The 20088-nt window shown below is 60.9% G+C and carries 20 protein-coding genes; 5 read left to right on the forward strand and 15 right to left on the reverse strand.

Annotated features, from left to right (window positions below; translation table 11 throughout):
• Position 1: 1 nt before the first annotated feature.
• The 4 genes from C7G61_RS14690 to C7G61_RS14705 are packed head-to-tail and all read right to left on the reverse strand — an operon-like array spanning position 2 to position 4563.
• Positions 2-1414 carry a hypothetical protein gene (locus C7G61_RS14690; protein WP_108515224.1) on the reverse strand — a complete coding sequence of 471 codons (1413 nt, stop codon included), beginning with the start codon at positions 1412-1414 and terminating at the stop codon, positions 2-4.
• Positions 1411-2652, reverse strand: coding sequence for a polysaccharide pyruvyl transferase family protein (locus C7G61_RS14695; RefSeq protein ID WP_190241824.1), 1242 nt, complete (start codon positions 2650-2652; stop codon positions 1411-1413). The genes C7G61_RS14690 and C7G61_RS14695 overlap by 4 nt, the downstream gene beginning before the upstream one ends.
• 34 nt (positions 2653-2686) lie before the next feature.
• Entirely contained in the window at positions 2687-3862 is a 1176-nt protein-coding gene (locus C7G61_RS14700) for a glycosyltransferase (RefSeq protein WP_108515228.1), read from the reverse strand.
• Positions 3862-4563, reverse strand: coding sequence for a sugar transferase (locus C7G61_RS14705; RefSeq protein ID WP_108515231.1), 702 nt, complete (start codon positions 4561-4563; stop codon positions 3862-3864). Before C7G61_RS14705 ends, C7G61_RS14700 begins: the two co-directional genes overlap by 1 nt.
• Positions 4564-5095: 532 nt before the next feature.
• Here C7G61_RS14705 and C7G61_RS47390 point away from each other — a divergent pair.
• The gene (locus tag C7G61_RS47390) at positions 5096-5590 is read left to right on the forward strand and encodes a transposase (RefSeq protein ID WP_108515233.1); all 495 of its coding nucleotides are present in this window, start codon (positions 5096-5098) and stop codon (positions 5588-5590) included.
• Positions 5591-5918: 328 nt separating this feature from the next.
• Here C7G61_RS47390 and C7G61_RS14720 read toward each other — a convergent pair whose 3' ends face one another.
• The 10 genes from C7G61_RS14720 to C7G61_RS14765 all read right to left on the reverse strand — a co-directional run bounded on the left by C7G61_RS14720 (position 5919) and on the right by C7G61_RS14765 (position 16146).
• Positions 5919-6881 (reverse strand): carbohydrate kinase family protein, encoded by a 963-nt coding sequence (locus tag C7G61_RS14720; protein WP_108515237.1) that lies wholly within the window; start codon positions 6879-6881, stop codon positions 5919-5921.
• A 4-nt stretch (positions 6882-6885) separates the two neighbouring features.
• Positions 6886-8550 carry an FGGY-family carbohydrate kinase gene (locus tag C7G61_RS14725; protein WP_108515239.1) on the reverse strand — a complete coding sequence of 555 codons (1665 nt, stop codon included), beginning with the start codon at positions 8548-8550 and terminating at the stop codon, positions 6886-6888.
• Between the two features lie 28 nt (positions 8551-8578).
• A complete protein-coding gene (locus C7G61_RS14730; RefSeq protein ID WP_108515241.1) occupies positions 8579-9352 on the reverse strand; it encodes an SDR family NAD(P)-dependent oxidoreductase in 774 nt (257 codons plus the stop codon).
• Positions 9353-9414: 62 nt separating this feature from the next.
• Positions 9415-10419 (reverse strand): ABC transporter ATP-binding protein, encoded by a 1005-nt coding sequence (locus C7G61_RS14735; protein WP_108515243.1) that lies wholly within the window; start codon positions 10417-10419, stop codon positions 9415-9417.
• Positions 10420-10436: 17 nt separating this feature from the next.
• Entirely contained in the window at positions 10437-11267 is an 831-nt protein-coding gene (locus C7G61_RS14740) for a carbohydrate ABC transporter permease (RefSeq protein ID WP_108515245.1), read from the reverse strand.
• Positions 11268-11270: 3 nt separating this feature from the next.
• On the reverse strand, positions 11271-12143 hold the full coding sequence (locus C7G61_RS14745) for a carbohydrate ABC transporter permease (protein WP_108515247.1): 873 nt from the start codon (positions 12141-12143) through the stop codon (positions 11271-11273).
• 84 nt (positions 12144-12227) lie between these two features.
• Entirely contained in the window at positions 12228-13541 is a 1314-nt protein-coding gene (locus tag C7G61_RS14750; RefSeq protein WP_244608301.1) for an ABC transporter substrate-binding protein, read from the reverse strand.
• A 197-nt stretch (positions 13542-13738) separates the two neighbouring features.
• Complete coding sequence (locus tag C7G61_RS14755) at positions 13739-14692, reverse strand: sugar-binding transcriptional regulator (RefSeq protein WP_108515251.1); 954 nt, start codon at positions 14690-14692, stop codon at positions 13739-13741.
• 8 nt (positions 14693-14700) lie between these two features.
• Entirely contained in the window at positions 14701-15357 is a 657-nt protein-coding gene (locus tag C7G61_RS14760) for an HAD family hydrolase (RefSeq protein ID WP_108515254.1), read from the reverse strand.
• Between the two features lie 357 nt (positions 15358-15714).
• Positions 15715-16146 carry a hypothetical protein gene (locus C7G61_RS14765; protein WP_108515256.1) on the reverse strand — a complete coding sequence of 144 codons (432 nt, stop codon included), beginning with the start codon at positions 16144-16146 and terminating at the stop codon, positions 15715-15717.
• A 295-nt stretch (positions 16147-16441) separates the two neighbouring features.
• Between C7G61_RS14765 and C7G61_RS14770 the strand changes: the two genes are divergently transcribed.
• The 4 genes from C7G61_RS14770 to C7G61_RS14780 all read left to right on the forward strand — a co-directional run bounded on the left by C7G61_RS14770 (position 16442) and on the right by C7G61_RS14780 (position 19859).
• Positions 16442-17182 carry a DUF4908 domain-containing protein gene (locus C7G61_RS14770; protein ID WP_108515259.1) on the forward strand — a complete coding sequence of 247 codons (741 nt, stop codon included), beginning with the start codon at positions 16442-16444 and terminating at the stop codon, positions 17180-17182.
• Positions 17183-17339: 157 nt separating this feature from the next.
• Complete coding sequence (locus C7G61_RS14775; RefSeq protein ID WP_145963620.1) at positions 17340-17771, forward strand: hypothetical protein; 432 nt, start codon at positions 17340-17342, stop codon at positions 17769-17771.
• 187 nt (positions 17772-17958) lie between these two features.
• Entirely contained in the window at positions 17959-18129 is a 171-nt protein-coding gene (locus C7G61_RS44645) for a hypothetical protein (protein ID WP_190241825.1), read from the forward strand.
• A gap of 104 nt (positions 18130-18233) precedes the next feature.
• Positions 18234-19859, forward strand: a complete 1626-nt coding sequence (locus C7G61_RS14780) for a caspase family protein (RefSeq protein ID WP_108515265.1) — start codon at positions 18234-18236, stop codon at positions 19857-19859.
• Here C7G61_RS14780 and C7G61_RS44650 read toward each other — a convergent pair.
• Positions 19846-19986, reverse strand: coding sequence for a hypothetical protein (locus C7G61_RS44650; protein WP_190241826.1), 141 nt, complete (start codon positions 19984-19986; stop codon positions 19846-19848). The two genes, C7G61_RS14780 and C7G61_RS44650, sit on opposite strands and share 14 nt — an antisense overlap.
• Between the last annotated feature and the right edge of the window lie 102 nt (positions 19987-20088).

Genomic DNA, 20088 nt, shown 5'->3' on the forward strand with positions numbered 1-20088 from the left:
ACTACGTCCCCACGGCGATCAATGGATTGCTTTTCACCAACGCCTGAGCCGCACGCTCACGCAGTTGTCGCCCGCTAGCGGCAAGCGCAAAGAAGATGAAAAAGAGAAATCCAAGATCGACGCTACCAGCCGATATGCAGGCTGAGCCAAAGAGAGCGAGGCATGCATGCAGGCCTGCACGCGCGACAACATCCTCAAAAGAAATCGGCCTTACCATAGTGAACACCGATGCCAGCGTCACGACGAACAGGAGCAAGCCGAGAACGCCAGTATTGGCGAGCAAGGCGACCACCAAGCTGGACGCCCGGACACTCCCGAGCCCGGCGCCGAAGCCCGAAGTGTCCCAAAAGTTCTGCAGCGCGAAGTAATTCCAGCGCATGCGCTCAATCCCGGACTGGCTTGCCAGCTTGTTGAAGACGGCTGCATCGTACAGGCCCGTCATAGCCGACCAGATCGAAGGCACGAACAAGATGACCACTAAAAGCAGGAACGGGATCATCGAGACGATAAAAAGATAACTGCAGTCCCTGCCGGTGGCCTGTCCGTTGGCGAGCTTCACAAGTGCACCGACCAGCATGAGCGACGAGAACATCGCCAAGGATCCATAGGCCGTCGTCGACGTCGATAACAACAGCGATACTGCGAGAAGCAGCGCGAGCGATCCGGTGATGCGAGTGCGGAACCCGTACAGCCAAAGGCTCAGGGTAAATGCGTGGAAGCCCAGCGCCACATAGCCGAAGGCGCCGGCTTCGGTGAAAGTGCCGACGATGCGTTTGAATCCGCCGATTTCACCGGACTCGAGCATCCGGTAGTTGGCATTGCGGAGCCAGGAGAGCAAGAATCCCGTGTCGGTATAATGTGTGGCGACGTCGGCCACGGCCGAGGCGAGCAAGACCACCGCACACACGATCAACGCATTTGTGATTCCTCTCGCCTGGTCCCGGACCATAAGCGCCCAGGTGCTCATGAAGCAGCCGAGATCCGCGATGAGATAGAAGGCCTGCGTCACATTGGCGGCCCGAGGCCTCAACGGAAGACTGACGATACCAATGTCGGCGTCGTTTCGCGCGAGCGAGTAGGCGTAGGTCAGGCCTTGAAACAGCCGCGGCATGAAAAATGCGGTTGCAACGGCGTAGGTCGTGAACAGCAGGACCCAGAAACCGGGCCCCGCCGGCGCAAGACTCTCGAGCGCTGCCGTGCGCAGACGCGGTCGCAGTGCGACCGTCATCGCAAGAAAGATGGCGACTACCAGGACCGGTGGGACGCTTGCGTCGCCCAGCGCCGGAACCTTGAACGCAGCCGCTGCCCCCAGCAGGGTAGCCAGGGCCATCACCCAGAACGCCGCGATTGGGCCCTGCCACAGCACCCAGAGGCCCGCCAAAATTGTGCCAATGCCGAGAATCTCGATGGTCATGCGCGAACCTTGCTGAGACGCATTGCGCTCAAGGCCCGTTCGGAATGCCCGATCAGCTTTGGCCGCGTCTCCCCCTTGAGCAGCCGCACCAGACCATCGATCGATGCCCCCGTTAATGTGAGTACACGCTTATGCTGGACCTCGCAGATCGTCTCGGCCCGCGCAGCGGCCAGGAGCTCCGGCATTATCTGCACAGCGTCATCGCTGAACTCCACCAGGTACCGGCTCCGTCCGACATTCGCAAAGAACGCCGCGAGCTTTGGGTCCCAACTCAATCCGACGTGCGCTACGCGGTAGGAGTATGCAAGGATGCATGCGTGCAGCCGGTGCGCGATGACCGCATCGAAGCTTCCCACCAGCTCCGCGAGTTCCCGGGGTGTCCTGCAGTCTGGCGCGCGCGTCAGGCCATCGTCACCACGGAACGAACCAACGACACGGTCCAGGCAAGTCCGGTCTTCCCGAGCTCCGTTCGAGAAGCAGGTTACGTCGTATCCCGATGCCAGCAGCCGCCTGATCAAGCTTCGATAGAGATCCATAACGGTCGTATCATCAGACTTTCCCTCCCCGTGATGTTGCAGAACGACCGGATGGGTCATCCCGACGCCAATAACAGGGCGCTTGCGCTGTCGCCGCACACTTGATGGCCACACCTGAGACGCCATCAGGCCGGGATCCGGCGTCACGACGACGCCCTTCACGCGACGCTGGCGTAGCCGTCTCGCAGAATCGCTGTCGCGCACGCCTGCGAACACCAGCTGGTCAGCATGCAACAATGACGAGATCAGTGCTGCACCTCGTCCAGAGCGGCTTTCGGCGACACCTAGCCCAAACAAGGCGATCGGAACATTGTTGCGCTTGCACTCCGCCGCCACAATCGACAGCTTGACCGGGAAGTTGAGGTCGCCGTCCTGGATTAGCTGGCCGCCACCGACAATCGCGAGATCGGCATCGCGTAGCGCTTCGCGCCAGACCGGTCGGCATTTCCTCCTCATCTGAAGGCGAAGGATTGCCTCTACCAAAACATCGCGCAGCAAGGCGGGCATCATCTGCAGTGCCTTCAAGGCAAGGACACGACGGCCTGACCTTGCCGAACTGTCGCGATCGGTGCGTCCGGCAAGATCCAGAGCTTCAATGCCGACATCGGGTAGCCGCCGCCCAAGCTCGGCTTCGAGGCATTCGGCAATCACCCCATCACCGAGGTTCGGGCTGTACTTAACGTTGAAGGTGACAACCTTCATGATACTACCACTCAACATCGTAACAGAATGCGATTCATCCGCCCCAGAACCTGCTCGCATGGACAACTCGCGCTCCGGCGCCGGACGGATTCTGATTCTGGTGGCCGCCAGCAACTGTCGCGTTTTCGCGCAATGCCCGTTCAACCGAACGCCTCATTTGGCGCTTGAAGCGCTCCTTACTGAAGCCGGCTGCATGCCGAACGATGTCGGTGGCGGAGAAGCTGATCGTCTCGGCGCGCGTGATCGCCTTCCCAAGCGCCTCCGTGGTCTGCTCCGAGAACAGCACGCCAGTAACGCCGTCGATAACTGTTTCGGTGGCGCCGCCGCGGCCGAATGCGATGACGGGCCGGCCGCTCGCCATCGCTTCGACCGGAACGATGCCAAAGTCCTCTTCACCGGGGAAAATCAAAGCAAGGCAACGCGCATAGTGATGCCGAAGGACTGCAAATGGCTGCGGTCCCATAATCGTGACGTTGGGCCGCGCGTGCCGCTTGAGAGTATCCAGCATCTCACCGCCGCCTATAACGATGAGCCTCTTGCCAGACGCGTTGAAGGCGTCAACGACCAGGTCGGCCCGCTTATAGGCAACCAGTTCCCCCACCATCAGATAGTAGTCGCCGACATCAGAAGCCGTAACCTGTTCGAAGGCGTCGACATCGACTGGTGGAAAGACAACATCGGATTCGCGGCGAAAGTATTTCCGGATACGCGATGACACATTGTGGGAGTTGGCAACGAACAAGTCGACCCGAGCGGATGACCCCTGATCCCAGTTGCGCAGGTAGTGAGAGAACAGCGTCATCGCGGCGCGCGTCAGCAGGCCGGACGCGGACCTGTAGTCGTGGTACATGTTCCAGATGTACCGCATCGGGGAGTGGCAATAGCAGACATGCACCGCATGCGCGGGAGGAATGATGCCCTTCGCGGGACCGGACTCGCTGCTGATGATCAAGTCGTAGCCGCGAAGGTCGATCTGCTCGAGCGCAAGCGGCATTAGCGGCAGATACTTCTTGTACCAGAACTTTGCCCGCGGCAGCCTGGCGATAAACGACGTGACGATTCGATGGTTGGCAATCGCCGGGGAAATAGACTCCGGCACCACTACATGCGTGAAGATGTCGGCCGATGGATAGAGTTCGCAGATGGCTTCGAGGACCTTCTCGCCCCCGCGCATCCCGACAAGCCAATAGTGGACTATTGCGACCCGCATCAGTATGTGCCCTTGGCCGTAATCAGCACCGGCACAGTCTTCGCGATGATCTTTATGTCATTCCAGAACGACCAGTTCTCGACATAGTCCAGATCGATGGAAACGCGGCGCTCGTAGGAAAGATCGTTGCGTCCGCTGACCTGCCACGCGCCGGTTAGACCAGGACGCGTCAGCAGATAGTGCCCCGCGCTCGGTCCGTACATTGTGATCTCTTCGACGACCACCGGCCGCGGACCCACGATGCTCATGTCGCCCCGAAGAACATTCCAGAGCTGCGGCAATTCATCCAGGCTGGTTTGACGCAACACCAGGCCAACCGCAGTCACGCGCGGATCGCACTTTAGCTTGCGCGTTTCGGCCCACTCCCTCGCAGCCTCGGGATAATCACGAAGGTGCCGCGCCAGCACCGCGTCGCCATCCATTGCCATTGTCCTGAACTTCAGACAGCCGAAAGTGGAAGAACGAAAGCCGACGCGTGGTTGCCGGTAAAGAATGTTACCGCGATCCATGACCTTCAGAAGCAATGCAATGAGGAGAAGGAGCGGTGCGAAGGCCAGAAGCGCTGACGAAGAAACGAGAATATCAAGTAACCGTTTCGGTACGCCCCCGATCGGATACCTTGCCGATCTCTGCTTGATGCGCCTGTCGATGAGTAGGCCGACTTCTGTGGTCGCACTCTTCGGCAACTGATACAACTGCATTAGCTTAAGCTCCAATGAGGGACCTTCATGCAAGCCGTCCTCATTCCGCGGCTCGCGCCGCGGTCACGAGTGGGTCTCGCTAGTTGGTCTCGCTTAATCGGCAGTACCGGGAACAAATCTCTCGGCCAGCCCGCATCGCTAATAAGTGCGCAACTATTGTTGTTAATTAATGCGTAACTATTGGTGCATCGCAACTTGATTATTCTAACCCACTAATGCGCGATGCTTGTGCATATTGATCGCTCAGTGTGCACGCACCGCCATCGATCTCACGCTCGGGAGCTGGCGCATTCGCGGTAGAGTGATCACGTACACGCTGTATCAAAAATTTTTATTCCGAGAGAAACCGATCCAAATCAGCTCGAAACTGAACTGAAGCCTGGTCTGCAATCCGCATTTGCGATCCGCACCTAGCTTCATTCGTGAACTGGTACGGTTCTCGCATGCCGTAAGCGCGCGTAAAAATTTCTGAGAATGAAATCGGGGGGAGTGGAACGTCTCGACGACGTTTTGGACGTAAACGAGGCCCCGTATGCGTACCGACCTCTCTCGCTGCTTCAAAGATGAGTGTGCTGCGCTCGAACTTGTCGAGGCCTGCATCTGGCCGAACGGGGTTGTGTGTCCACATTGCGGCGAAAATAGTCGAACTAGTCTCCTAAGAGGATCCAGTACTAAGACCGGCACGCGCAAGTGTTATGGCTGCCGAAAGCTGTTCTCGGTGCGAACAGGCACAATGTTCGAGTGCAGCCACGTCCCATTTCACAAATGGCTGAAGGCTCTCTTCCTGACCGGGTGCGGCACGGAACCTATCAAGCCATTTCAGCTCAGCCGGGCTATCGATGTCTCCTTCAAGACCGCCGCCCTTATGATCGCGCAGATCAACCAGTCTGCCGTCGAGTGCGGAATACGAACCTCTGAAGATAAAGTCGAGACTACTCTGCCTGCGCACGAGCGCTCCACGCTGGTTCCGTCGGAGTTCCCAACGGCTGGAGAACCGCAAATCTCGACCGTGAACTCACACGCTTAGGCCTCCCGCAGGAGCCAGCCTCGATGCAAAAGCTACCTGAGGTCCCGGATTTCGAGCCAGAGAAACAAGATAGCGACACAAGCTCGGAACTTTATAACGACGATCTTATTGCGCAGTTCAAAAGCCGCCTGGGGCAACTCCTGCGGGCTGGCCGGCCACGAAAGCGCTCGCCCCGCAAGCAGAACGACAAGTCAAACGGGGTGGGCGGGAATGACTGACCGCCGATGTGATCGTCGGCCGGAGGCCGTCGAACTACAATAAAGTTTCTCGGCGATGAGCACTTTGCGCCAATACATTGCCATGACACGCACCTGACGGGCGCAATTTCTCATCCGAGCCCATCCGACAAAAGACGAGATAAGGCCCCGCTGACATCCGAATGGCGCGGCGGATCGGCCCCGGCCCGCCCGCATGTGAAGGCCGCGCAAATCGAGGCAAACGACAGCACTCGACAAAGCTCATCGGAATTCATCTGCGACAGGGGGTGGGTCTTGATTCTTCCGATCGCACGCAAAGCGAATAGGAGCGCCGCTTGAAAACTGTCGCCAGCCCCAATGCTATCCACCACATCTACGGCGGGGGCCTGAACCTCAACTGCGCCTACACTTCCATGCCACGCCTGCGCTCCCTTGATTCCACGAGTGACAACAACCAGGCCGGCGCCCGCCTCGATGAGCGACCTGGCCTTTCCCGCATAGTCGTTGCCGCCGTATAGAAATTCAAAATCGACATCCGACATTCGCACGATGTCTGCAGCGGCCGCAAAAGCATTCATCTGATCGACGTAGTGCGCCTTGTGCCTGACGAGATTGGGCCGGCAGTTCGGATCGAAGGAGATGGTGGTCGAGCCGGCTGCGTCTTCGATCATCGCCAGCGCCTGGGCTGCCCCCTTGTCGTTGGCAAGCGTGGTCGATCCGACATGAATCGCTTCGATCTCGTCGAAGGGGATGGAGCCCTGCCGATAGGCCCAGTTTCGGGACGCCGTCGCCTCGTCATAGAAAGCATATTGCGGCTCGCCCGCGATAGTGCGGACGAAGGCAAGGGTCGTCTGGCAATCGCTGCGCGTCACGTAGCGAAGGTCGACCTGCGAGGCCGACGCATGGTCGGCAATCATACGTCCGAAGAGATCGGTGGAGATGCCGCCCACAAACCCCGCCGGCGCGCCGAGACGCGCCATGCCGACGGCGATGTTGAGACAGGATCCTCCGACAACTGGCACAGTCGCGTCGCGTCCATCCACGGACTTGACCGGCAGGAAATCGACCAGGGCATCTCCGCAACTCAGCAGCATGGCTCTAGTTCTTCGTCTCACGTCTGGCGATCGATGCGATCCCCTGCATCGCATGACGGCTATCTTGCTCCAGCTTTCGCATCAGCCCGTGAACCCGCCGCTTTGTCCGGTGGAAATCGGCCAGTCCCGGCGGTGTCTGTTCGCTCAGCCGGCCGATCGCGGACATTGAGGCCATCGCCTCACCGATTGACCCACAAGACTTCGCCGCAACCGCGCCCAGCATGGCGGCGCCGAGCAGCACGGGCTCCTGCGTTTCGGGGACCGCAACGGTCAGGCCGGTCGTATCCGCCATGATCTGGCGAACCAGCGGACTTCGTCCTGCGCCACCGCTGATCACCATCATATCGCTGTCCACGCCGTGCGCTCGAAAAGCTTCGACGACATCGGCAAGTCCATACGCAAGCCCGCACAGCCCGGCCACGAACAGCCGCTCCATCGAGCCGATGTCGACGTCGAGATCCATGCCTGCAACGACCGCGCGGGAATAGGGATCGGCAAAGGGCGACCGGTTACCGAGAAACTCAGGCAGAACGTGGATGTCACGGGCCAGCAACGCCGCCCCGCCCAGGCTCGCGACGCCCGAGACGATGCGCCGTTCGAGAAATTCCAGAACTTCCATGCCGGCGGAGCGCGCGGTCGCGACGGCCTCGCTGTAAGCGGGATGAGACCTGACGAGATGATCGATGGCGGCACCGGCTGCGGACTGTCCGCCCTCGTTGAGCCAGAAGCCGGGCACCATTCCCGAATAGTAAGGACCCCAGACGCCGGGGACAAAGCACGGCTCACGCGTCGTTGCCATGATGCAAGCCGAGGTTCCCATAATGTAGGCAAGGCGACGACACACATCGACCGGCTCACCCGACTTCCCGCGCCCACCGATCGTGCCCACGCCGCCGGCGTGCGCATCGATCAGCGACGCGGCGACCGGCGTGCCTTCGAGAAGTCCCAAATCCCGTGCCGCGGACTTCGTCAGGCCGGCACCCAGCGACGTGCCGGGTGCAACGATCTCCCTTCCGATTCGCGCATATTCGTCCGAGGCAAGGTCGCCAAGGCCAACGCGCTCGAAATAGCTGCGGCTCCAGCGCTGATCCTGGGCAAGATAATTCCATTTGCAGACGACCGTGCATATCGACCGAGCCGTTGATCCGGTGGCGTGAAACGAAAGATAGTCGGCGAGGTCGAAGAGATGGCCCGCCGACCGATAGGTCGACGGCAGGTGCCGTTTAAGCCAAAGCAATTTTGGAATTTCCATTTCCGGCGAGATCGAGCCGCCGACATAGCGCAGGACCTCGTCCTGCGTCTCGTTCACCTCGCGCGCTTCGGCCATAGCGCGATGATCCATCCAAACGATGACGTTCCTTCGGTCGTCGCCGGAACCACTTACGGTCAGCGGATGGCCGCCGGCATCGAGCACCACGAGCGAGCAGGTCGCATCAAAACCCACGCCCTTGACCGTGGAAGGCGGAATGGCTGCCTCTCCCATCGCGGCGCGAACCGACGCGGCGCACGCTGACCAGATCTCGGACGACGACTGTTCGACGACACCGCCCGCTTCGTGCCATAGCGTGATCGGATGCCGGGCGGTCGCCAGCAAGGTTCCTTTCTCGTCAAACACTCCGGCGCGGGCACTCGACGTTCCGACGTCGATGCCGATGAAGGCCTGCTGCATTGCAACCCCGCTTCAGTTCAGCGCCAGCTCACCAGCACGTATAGCCTCCGTCAACGAGGACAACACTCCCGGTCATCAGGCTGGCGGCGTCAGACGCCAGAAACAGGACGACCGATGCGATCTCGTCGACCTCCCCCATTCGGGCCATCGGCGTACCACCGATCCAGGCATCGTACATCTTCGGGTTGCTTTTGACGAATGCATTGAGAGGCGTGGTGACGTAAGTCGGCGCCACGGCGTTGACACGGACGCCGCGTGCCCCCCACTCGGCCGCGAGCGATTTGGTGAGATGGTGCACCGCGGCCTTGGAAGCGTTGTAGTAGCACTGCTCCTGCGGTTTGTTGACAATGAAGCCTGACATCGACCCGATGTTCACGATGGAACCGGACTTTGCGTCCAGCATGTGCTTGCCGAAGGCGCGACAGCACCAGAACGTGCCGTTGAGATTGACGTCGATGACGTTGTGCCAATGTTCGTCGGCAACCTCTTCGGCCGGCGTCTCGCTTCGCGCGATGCCGGCATTGTTGACAAGGATATCGATGCCGCCGTAGCGGGCTGCCAATTGGTCGGCGACCTCGGTAACGCGCTTCGAGTCCGTTACGTCCATGATGACGATCTCGGCGTCCAGGCCTTTGGCCTTCAGGCTCGCGCACCCGGCATCGGCAAGTTGGGGGTCGCGATCGGCGATCACGACCTTCGCTCCGGCCTCCGCCAAGGCCTCGGCGCAGGCAAGGCCGATTCCCTGGCCAGCGCCTGTAACAACCGCCGTTTTTCGGTCCAGTTTGAATTTTTCCAGATACATCTTCTTGTTATTCCTGTTTTCCTATCGCGGCTTTTCCTATTGCGGCGCAGCGTGCTGTCCGCTCATGCCGCTATCACCGCGCCGTCCTTGTCGAAGCGGTGCAGCCGGGTTGGATCGGGCGAAAGCCAGATGCGGTCGCCGGCCTTGAGATTGAATTCTCCGATGCAGCGCGCCGTCAGCAGACCGAGCTTGCCGGCGTCGACATAGAGGAAGGTGTCGCTGCCCAGATGCTCCGCGACCGACACGGTACCGGGCCAACCCTCTCCCTCCTTGCCGATCCTCAGGTGTTCGGGCCTGACGCCGAGCGTGGCAACGCCGGGTTGGCCTGCCGCCTCGCCGGATACAAAATTCATCTTTGGCGATCCGATGAAGCCGGCGACGAAGAGATTCGCCGGATGCTCATAGAGTTCCAACGGCGAGCCATATTGTTCGATATGGCCGGCGTTGAGCACGACGATCTTGTCGGCCATCGTCATGGCCTCGACCTGGTCATGCGTGACATAGATGGCGGTGGTCGCAAGTTGCTTCTGCAATTTGGTGACTTCCAGACGCATCTGGACCCGCAGCGCCGCATCGAGATTCGACAAGGGCTCGTCAAACAGAAACGCCTTGGGCTCGCGCACGATCGCGCGTCCGATCGCCACGCGCTGGCGCTGCCCACCGGATAGCTCGCGCGGCTTACGGTCCAGATAGGGCGTAAGATTCAGCGTGGCGGCCGCGGCCTCCACCTTGCGGTCGATATCCGGCCGCGGCAGGCCGGCCATCTTCAGGCCGAACGCGATGTTGCCGCGGACGCTCATATGCGGATAGAGCGCATAGGATTGGAACACCATCGACAGGCCCCGCTTGGCCGGCGGCACATCCACCACATTCTTGCCGTCAATCAGGATTTTCCCGCCGGTGACATCCTCAAGTCCGGCGATCAGGCGCAACAGCGTCGTCTTCCCGCAGCCGGACGGCCCGACGAACACCACGAAGGAGCCGTCTTCGATATCCAAATTGGCATCCTTGATGATGTTGACCGGCCCGAACGATTTTCTGACTCCCTGCAGCGTTATCTGGCCCATGATCTCTGGTCCCCTTGCTATTTGACGGCGCCGAAGGTCAGTCCACGGACAAGCTGCCGCTGCGTGAACCATCCGAGAATGATGATCGGGGCAATGGCGAGCGTTGAGGCGGCCGACAGTTTTGCCCAGAACAGGCCCTCGGGACTTGAATAGGACGCGATGAATGTTGTGAGCGGTGCTGCGTCCAGGGTCGAAAGATTCAGTGTCCAGAACGCCTCGTTCCACGCCAGAATGAAATTGAGAAGAAGCGTCGAGGCAAGGCCCGGGATGGCCATCGGCGTCAGAACATAAACGAGTTCACGTCCGATGGTCGCACCATCCATCCGCGCCGCCTCCAGAATATCCTTCGGGATTTCCTTGAAATAGGTGAAGAGCATCCAGATCACGATCGGCAGATTGCCGAGACAAAGGATCATGACGAGACCGGCGCGCCTGTCGAGCAGCCCGAAATCCCGGTAGATCAGGTAAATCGGAACCAGCACGCCGACCGATGGCATCATCTTGGTCGAGAGCATCCAGAGCAGAACATCCTTGGTGCGTTTCGTCGGCGCGAACGCCATCGACCAGGCCGCCGGAATGGCAATGATCATCGCAATCAACGTCGATCCGCCGGCAATGATGATCGAATTGAGCGCATGATGAAAATAGTCACTGCGCTCCTGCACTGTCGCGTAGTTCTCAGTGGTCCAGTGAAACAACAGGAATTTTGGCGGCATCGAGAACGCCTCGAGCTCGGTCTTGAAGCTCGTCAGCACCATCCACAGGATGGGCAGGAAAATCAGAAATCCGAACAGCCACGCCGCAGCGGTGGACACCCAGACGCGTCGTGCTGTGACCTTGCGTGCCATCGCTTACGCCTCCAGATTCCGTCCGACGATCCGCACCAGGAAGAATGCGACGATATTGGCGATCACGACCGCGACCAGTCCACCGGCTGAGGCGTTGCCGACATCGTACTGGACCAGCGCCTGCGTATAGATCAGGAACGCGATATTGGTGGTCGCGAGGCCCGGGCCGCCGCCGGTCGTGACAAAGATCTCGGCGAACACGGTCAGCAGGAAGATCGTTTCGATCAGGATGACTACGGTGATCGGCCGCGCCAGATGCGGCAAAGTGAGATAGATGAAGGTCGAAAGTGCGCTCGCCCCATCCATCTCGGCCGCTTCCTTCTGCTCCTCGTCCTGGGATTGCAGCGCCGTGAGCAGAATGAGGGTGGCGAACGGCAGCCATTGCCAGGCCACGATCAGGATCACCGCGAACAAAGGCACATCGTTGAACCAGTCGATCGGCGTTGCGCCCACTGATGTCGCGACCCAGGCGAACAGTCCGGACACCGGATGCATCAGGAGGTTCTTCCAGACCAGCGCGCTGACGGTCGGCATCACGAAGAACGGCGCGATCACCATCAGGCGGACGATGCTGCGCCCGACCACCTGCTGATCGAGCAGCAGCGCCAGCGGCGTGCCGAGCAGGATGGTGATTGCGAGCACCGATCCGACCAGCACCAGCGTGTTCCGTAGTGCGGTCAGAAAAGCGGGATCGGTGAGAAAATATCGAAAATTCTCCAGCCCGACGAAGCTCCAGGTTTCCGCATCGAGGAGGCTGTAGTGCAACGTCGAGAAGTAGATCGTCATTGCCAGCGGGACGATCATCCAGATGAACAGCAATGCGACGGCCGGCGTCAGCAGGGCCCTTCCGAGCACCTGGGTTTGCTGCGTTGCCATCGCCGCCTCCTGTTATCTGGGAATGGAGATGGGGCTGCCGTCACTGCCCCGGGAGCCTGACGGCAGCCAGAATTGCGTGTCGCGCTACTTGATGTAGCCGGCGCGCTTCATTTCGCGTTCGGTGGCTGTTTGCGCGGCTGCGAGCGCAGCATCCACCGTCGATGACCCGGCCAACGCCGCCGAGAATTGCTGGCCGACGCTAGTTCCGATGCCCTGGAATTCCGGAATCGCCGCGTACTGCACGCCGACGTAAGGCACCGACTGCACGGTCGGCTTATTCGGATCGGCGGCATCGATCGATGCCAGCGTCAGCCTGGCGAATGGCGCAACCTTCAGATATTCCGGATTCTGGTAGAGCGAGGTGCGGGTGCCGGGCGGGACATTGGCCCATCCTTCCTTCGAGGCGACGAGCTTGGTGTAGTCCTTGCTGGTCGCCCAGGCGATGAACTTCTCGGCGGCTGCGGTCTTCTTCGAGCCCGCAGGGATGGCGAGATTCCACGCCCACAGCCAGTTGGCGTTCTTGCCGAGCCCCGCATTCGGCGCAAGCGCGAAGCCGACCTTGTCGGCAACCTTGGAATCCTTGGGGTTGGTGACAAAGGACGCAGCCACCGTGGCATCGATCCACATCCCGCATTTGCCGGAGTTGAACAGCGCGAGGTTTTCATTGAAGCCGTTCGAGCTGGCGCCGGGAGGGCCCGCGGCCTTCATCAGATCGACATAGGTCGAAAGTGTCTTCTTCCATTCCGGCTTGTCGAATTGCGGCTGCCATTTCTCATCAAACCAGCGGGCGCCGAACGAGTTGGACATCGCGGTCAGGAACGCCATGTTCTCGCCCCAGCCCGCCTTGCCCCTCAGGCAGATGCCGAAGACGCCGCCGGATTTATCGGTAAGCTTTTTCGCCGCATCGATCACGAAATCCCAGGTCGGGTTTTCCGGCATGGTCAGGCCGGCCTTCTGGAACAGGTCGGTGCGATACATCACCATCGAACTCTCGCCATAGAACGGCGCGGCGTACAGCTTGCCCGAAACCGACACGGCATCCCGGATCTTCGGAAGCAGGTCCGCGGCGTCGTAGTCGGGTCCGAGATTGTCAAGCGGAATGAGCCAGTTCTTCTTGGCCCAGATCGGAACCTCATAGGTGCCGATGGTCAGGACGTCGAACTGTCCTCCCTTGGTCGCGATGTCGGTGGTGACGCGCTGGCGCAGGACGTTCTCTTCGAGTGTCACCCATTTGACGGTGATGTCAGGATTTTTGGCGGTGAATTCGTTGGTCAGCGCCTGCATCCGAATCATGTCGCCGTTGTTCACGGTGGCGATGGTCAGGGATGTCTGTGCGACGGAAGGAGCTGCGCCCAACAAGGTAGCCGCGCCCAGCAGGGCGCTGAGGACGTGTTTCACGATAACCTCCCTTACGGCGTTGAGCATATGCCCACGCCTTGCATTTATGTTCACACCGAGCCGAAGCGTTGTCAAGGATCGGATCGCGCTTCCGCACCGGACTCGCTGGGCGGCAGGACATGGTTCAACGGGATCGCATGCCAGGATCGGCTGGCGGGAAACCCGCGCACGCCGAGGCCGAAAGACCGGCCAGTTCGCTACGGCTTGAGGATTGCGCCTGCCGTCGCCTCGTCGGTGATCAACCCGTTGAGAAGCCGCCCCTTCAGCGCCGCCCTGATGGCCGGAACCTTGGCACGACCGACCGCCGCTCCGATGGTCAGGGCCTCGGCAGGTACCCGCGGCGGAATGCTGGTGAGACGAAGGTTTGTCCCGCCTTTGATGAGGTGCCCCTCCTCGTTGAACGCCCAGCCGGTCAGTTCGCCAACGGCGCCCAGCCGCATCATCTCGAGCAGTTCTTCGCGCGAGACGAAACCGTCAACGTGAATTTGCGCCTGCCGATCCATCTGCCCGACCCCGACAAGCCGCAGGTCGGCCTTGGCGGCGACCGCTCTCACCCTGGCGATCGGATCTATTTTCAGCATCTGGTCGCGCTCGCGCTCGGACGACATCAGAAACGGCAGCGGCATCGGATAGTGGCGCGCCTTGGTCCGGTCGGCGAGACGGCCGACAGTGTCGAAGAAGCTGGCCGAGCCGTCGGCCGAAATGTTTCCGACCAGCGATACGATCTGGTGGTTCGGACAGTCGATCGGCGACACGCGCTCGACGGCAGCCCGCACCGCTCTGCCGGTGCCAAGCGCCACGATGGTCGGCTTCTCGGTCCGCAACGTCGATTCAAGGACGTTGGCGGCGCGCTCGGCAATTCCAGCGGCCGACAGCGGCGCGGCGGGATCGGTCGGCACGACTTCGCAATAAGCGAGATGGAACAAATCCTTCAGCCGCGCTGCTAATTCCATGCATGCAGCGATCGGATGCTCCAGGCGGAAAGTGATCAGGCGCTCGGCGAGGCACAGCGAGACGAGGCGCTGTGCCGACGCGCGCGAAACCTGCAGCATCTTGGCGATTTCGTCCTGGGTGTGACCGGCAATGAAGTAGAGCCAACCGGCCCGTGCGGCTTCGTCCAGACGCGACTTCTCGTTATCGGATGCTGCCATCAGACACCTTACCGATCCGTCTGCCAGAAATCCGCCATCCGTGCGAATACGCGATCGGCTCCCGCTTCGCGGAGAATGGCCTTCCCGTCACGCGATTGATAGTGGCTGCCTCCGACAAAGCCCCAAACGGTCATGCCGGCGGCCTTGCCCGCCTTGACGCCGCTGACACTGTCCTCGATCACAAGGGTGCGACGTGGATCTACCCGCATCTTTTCGGCCGCGTAGAGAAAGAGGTCGGGCGCCGGTTTGCCGTGCTCCACCATCTGGGAGGTATAGAGACGCGTGCCGAAATGCGGCGCGAGGCCGGTCAGAGAAAGGGAGAAGGACACCCTATCGACGTCGCTGGACGAGGCGACGCAACGGGGGATTTGCAAGTCCTCCAGCACCGAGTTCACCCCTTCGACTGGGCAAAGTGACGAGAGAAACGCCGCTCGAACCCCTGCCCTCAGCTCGGCCGAAAATTTCTCGGGGTTCAAGCGTCCCAACGCTTCATAATGCTGGAAGACCGCCGTCACGCTTCGCCCAAGGAACAGATCAAGTGCCTGATCGATGTCAAGGCTGATGCCGTATCCCGCCAACGTGTCAGAGAGGCAGCGACAGCTCAGCACCTCGCTGTCGACCAATACGCCGTCGCAGTCGAAAATGATGAGATCGGGCCGGATCATCGTAAATTTCTCATGCCCAATATGAGCATAAACTCATAAAATGGGCAATAACCCGCCCCTCTCCGCGAATGGGGCATCCCGCCTGGCCGGTCTGAGATTCCCGTGCACTACCCGGAGCACGGCTCAGTCCGCCAGCCGGGATCCCGGTCGACGAGCGATTATGGGTCCTGTTGTGTGTACCGAAAACTCAAGCACAGGCGTAGTGGTGGTGAAGTCCACCAAGGATGGCGCGTGAACGAATGATGCCGGTGCGCTGTACCGAGCGGGAGACTGGTGCATCCTTGCTCAAAGACCAATGCGTTCTGACGCCGTCATAGCAGTCCGCATGGGAATCGCAGGATTCGGCGCAGATGCACCTCACAAATTGTTCTGCAGATATTCGAACACGTAGTCGGCGTCGTTGCTCGAATTGAAATTGACCTCGTAGTCGATCGTGCCATCCTTGAGCACAACCGTGCGCTGCGGTCCAAAACGACAAGTCAGGCTTTTGATCTTCTGTTTGACGGCTTCCTTGCCGGCCTGGGAGTCACAGACGCGCCGCATGGCCTCGAGAGCTGCGCCGCAGTAACTGTATACGCTGTAGGTCTTCCGATCTTCCGGCGTCGGCGGCTTCAACCAGTCAAACTTCGCCGTGAGACTGTTGCCGCACCGCTCGTTGGTGGAGGTGACCTCTCCCGCGAGATACTTTTCCTGGTCCGCGAAATACTCCTTGTCCTTGAGCGATTGCGCAAGCGCGACCGAGGAGCAGATCGAGAGCGCGACGACGGCGACACCGACACGGATATTCATAGCGGATAACTCCAATTTAGATGTTCATGCGCGCATCCCGTGCGGGCACGGCGTCCGGCCACTGCGACGGACCCAGGGATAGACGGACAGCGGCGGTGATTTTCCCGCGTCATCGCAGCACCGTGTCATCGCAGCACCCGGAGCGGTGCATCTTGATTGAAGCATTTTGAATCATGAATGCGCCGCGTTCAACGTAGGCATCGGCCGCAAAAACTCCGTATTTGTTTCTCATCTCTCGCTGCGCTCATCAGCGGTACCGCATCCCGCGGATTGTCGTGATGCTGTGAGGTCTGCCATGTCCGGACGTTTCCGAGCGGCCGTCGTCGGCGCCGCCCTCGCATTGATCGCCGGCCATATCGTCGGCCATGGCGCCCTCGCCGCGGAGAGGGGCCCGCGGCTTCGCATCGGGCATTACAGCACCGGCAGCGGATTGATCGGCTTTGTGATCGACCGCATGGGAACGCCGATCAAGCTGCGCTTCGACGGCACCGCCGAAATCCTGGCCTTGACTGCCGAGCCGGCTCCTTACGAATCGATGACGCTCAAGCGCGACGACGGCGTCTCGGTCCTTCGGATCTACGAAACGGGCCGCGTCCTTGTATTCAGCGACAAATTGTCGGGCGGTTCGGCTGACGCGTATCACGACCAGGAAGCCGAGCCACTCGTCGTCAAGAACGCAACGAAAGAGCAGGCCGAGACCGAGGCCGAGTCGCTCGGGCGCAGGCTTGGGCGCGCCGGCGCCCCGGCGCTCAAAATCTCGCTCGATGCACCGCGCCTTTCCGCTGACTCCGCCGCGTGGTCCGGCATGGCAGACGCCATCGCCGTCACAGGAACGGCCCTGGCCGAGATGCTCACCTCACCGATCGCACGCGAGATCATCGCTGCGAAACTGCAGCGCGTCGTCATCCGCGACGCCGACCAGGTCGACGTCAGGCTGGCGGGCGACACCCTGATCGTGGAGGTCGAAGCCAGGGAGGCGATCACAGGCCGGCCGTCCTCGGCGCGCCTCAAGTCTGCGATCGGTGACCTTCTGTAGCTGGATCGATACCCCGGGACACGAATTTACAGCAGCCGGCGCGGAGAAAAATGCCCACCGGTCCGTCTCTCTATCTTGATGTGGTGGCGACGGCCGCGGGCCGTCTCGAAATGTCACCGCAATATGTTGCATTGTTGTCAAGAAAGAGAGGAATCCAATGTCGGGTCTTATAACTGGGCTGGTTTTGCTCGCGCTCGGCGCCCTGGCGGCCGCTTCGAGCATCGTTGCGAGGCGTCCGGACGCGAAGGCGTATATCGAACTGATGGTACCTTACCAGGGATGGTTCGGATTCATAACCTGCCTGTGGGGCGCCTGGACCATCATCAATGCGATCATCAACCTGAACTGGTTCGGCTACGTGCCGGTCTGGTGGCTGACCTACCTCGCGACCGGCGTGCTAATTGCATCGCTCGGCCTGCTGCTCGGCTATGCGTTGCTGACGAAGTTCATTTTCAGCCACAACGCTCAAGCGGCTCAGCGTGGCGAGCAGATTCGCGCTGCCATTGTCCCCTATCAGACCGTGCTCGGTTATGCCGCGATCGTCCTCGGCCTATGGACGATCGTCGCTACGTTTCTCTATCGTATCTAGGGCATGGTCCGGAAAATCACGCCCATCGGGCCACGACCCGATGGGAGCACCGATTTTCCCGAAAAGTTCATACTCAACAAAAAGCTAAAGCGCGATGACGCTTCATCTTGAACGCATCGCGCCCCCCAGCAGGTTGCTGAAAAGTCATCTTGGGCGTGACGAAATCCCGTGGCGAACGAACCGGAGTATGCTCCAGGATTGTCTTGCCTGCCGCCGGCGCGTCTCGATCGTCATCGGCAATCTGGACTATTTTCATTATTTGCCGGCCCCGATCATCGTCGTCGGCTACCCGCCCATGATGAAGTTCGCAGCCAACCTGCCGACCCACAGCATGCACATCACCCGGCCACAGAGCTGACAAACAATGAGTTGACGGGTAATGGCGCTCACCCGCCGAACAGTTTGGCCAACCGGGTGAGACAGCCGCTCCATGAGCCCGCTAGAGCAACGACGAGAGCATCCATGTTGAAAACAAACTGGTGCCTGGCGATTCTCGCGCTGAGCCTCGCGATAGGCTTCGCCACGACCGCACGCGCGGAGAAGCGCGTCGCCCTGCTGGTCGGCAATAACGCCTATGAGAACATTCCACGGCTTCAGACCGCCGCCAACGACGCGCGCGCGGTCGGCACCGCCCTGCGCCGGCTCGGCTTCTCGGTGATGGTCGTCGAGAACCAGCCGCGCCGTGCCATGAGCGAGGCCATGCTCGCTTTCGACAAGATGATCCAGCCGGGCGACATCGCGCTGTTCTTCTTCGCTGGACACGGCTTCGAGATCCGCGGCCAGAACTACCTGTTGCCGACAGACATCCCGGAGGTCCGCGAAGGACAGGAAGAGCTGATCCGCGATTCCGCGTTTCCGGCCGACCGGATCATCGACCGGCTGCAGGCGCGCGGCGCCCGCACGACGGTGCTCATGCTCGACGCCTGCCGTAACAATCCGTTCGAACGGCCGGGCGGGCGCGGGCTCAGGGGCAGCGGCGGGCTCGCCGCGATGACGCCTGCCGAGGGCGTATTCATCATGTTCTCCGCCGGCGCCAAGCAGACCGCGCTCGACCGGCTGTCCAGCACCGAGCGCGCCTCGAACTCCGTGTTCACGCGAAACCTCGTCCGCCGGCTGGCGGAGCCAGACCTGACGCTGGTGCAGATTGCCAAGCGCTTGCAAATCGAGGTTCGGCAGTTGGCAGCGAGCGTCGGCCTCGAGCAAACGCCGGCCTACTACGACCAGGTCGTCGGCGAGATCGTACTTAACTCAAGCGGACGCACCACGCCCGCCGACCCACCGCCACCACAAACCGCGGCCCTGCTATCCGAGGTCGACAAGCGCGCCGCCGAGGCCGTGCCGGCTCCTTCGGCCGATCCTGTGATCGCCGAGCTCGACGCGCTGGCGGCCGCGAAGAGCTGGAGCGAGCTCCGCGGCCACCTGACAACGGTGAGGCCGACGGCGCGCGACGCACACTGGGCTACGTTGGCCGAACAAGCCGCGATCGGCGAATTAACTCCACTTGCAACGTCGCCGCATTCGTTTGGCGATCGGCTTGCGGCGCTCGAGCGCTATGCCACGACCTTTCCGATCCTGAACGACAACCCGAAATTTCTGGCTCTGCGCGCGTCGATCGGCCTGTCCGCGTTCGGCGACTGCCTTGAGCAGACTTACGGGGCGGCCGATTGCCGCCGGGGACTGGAGAGCTTCGTGCGCACAACGCCCAAGAGCGTCGGTACGGCGCGCGCCGACCTCGCGCGTGACGCCGCCCGTCTCGTCGGACGCAAGCTCAACCGCTCGGCCGCCGCGCCGTTTTTCGCCATCGCGATCGAGGCGCCGGCCGAAACAAATGCGGCAGTCTGTACGGATCCAGATCTCACGGACGCCGTCATTGCCGCGCTCAGCCGGCCTCCCGACTGGGATGAAGCCAAGGCGTCGAAGGCGCTCACGGAAGCCTGCTGGAGCACACTCGGCCCTGCGGTCGTGGCGCAGGTCGCCCGCGAGACTGGCGACAGCTACTACCTTGGCAATGCCTGCCCGACACTGCTGCAGCGCGACGCTTTAACGGGACTGCGCGCGGCCCGCTGCCGGGAGATCAAATCGCGATAGGCGAGGTAATCGCATCGCTTTCGAGACCTTCACGACAAGCAGCGGTCTCATCTTGAACCTGGAGCGCGATGAGTTCAGGAAACATCGCCATCGGCGCTTGTTTGATCTTTTCGGAAAGCCAGATCATGCTCTGGCTCTTTGCTTAAGCATGATCTCCGCGCAAACGCGTCGCCTTTGTTAGGCTCAAGGGAAAACCGCTGTTCCACCATCGGCCCGAGGGCATGTTTCT

The sequence above is a fragment of the Bradyrhizobium algeriense genome (assembly GCF_003062295.1).
Classification (GTDB): Bacteria; Pseudomonadota; Alphaproteobacteria; order Rhizobiales; family Xanthobacteraceae; genus Bradyrhizobium; species Bradyrhizobium algeriense.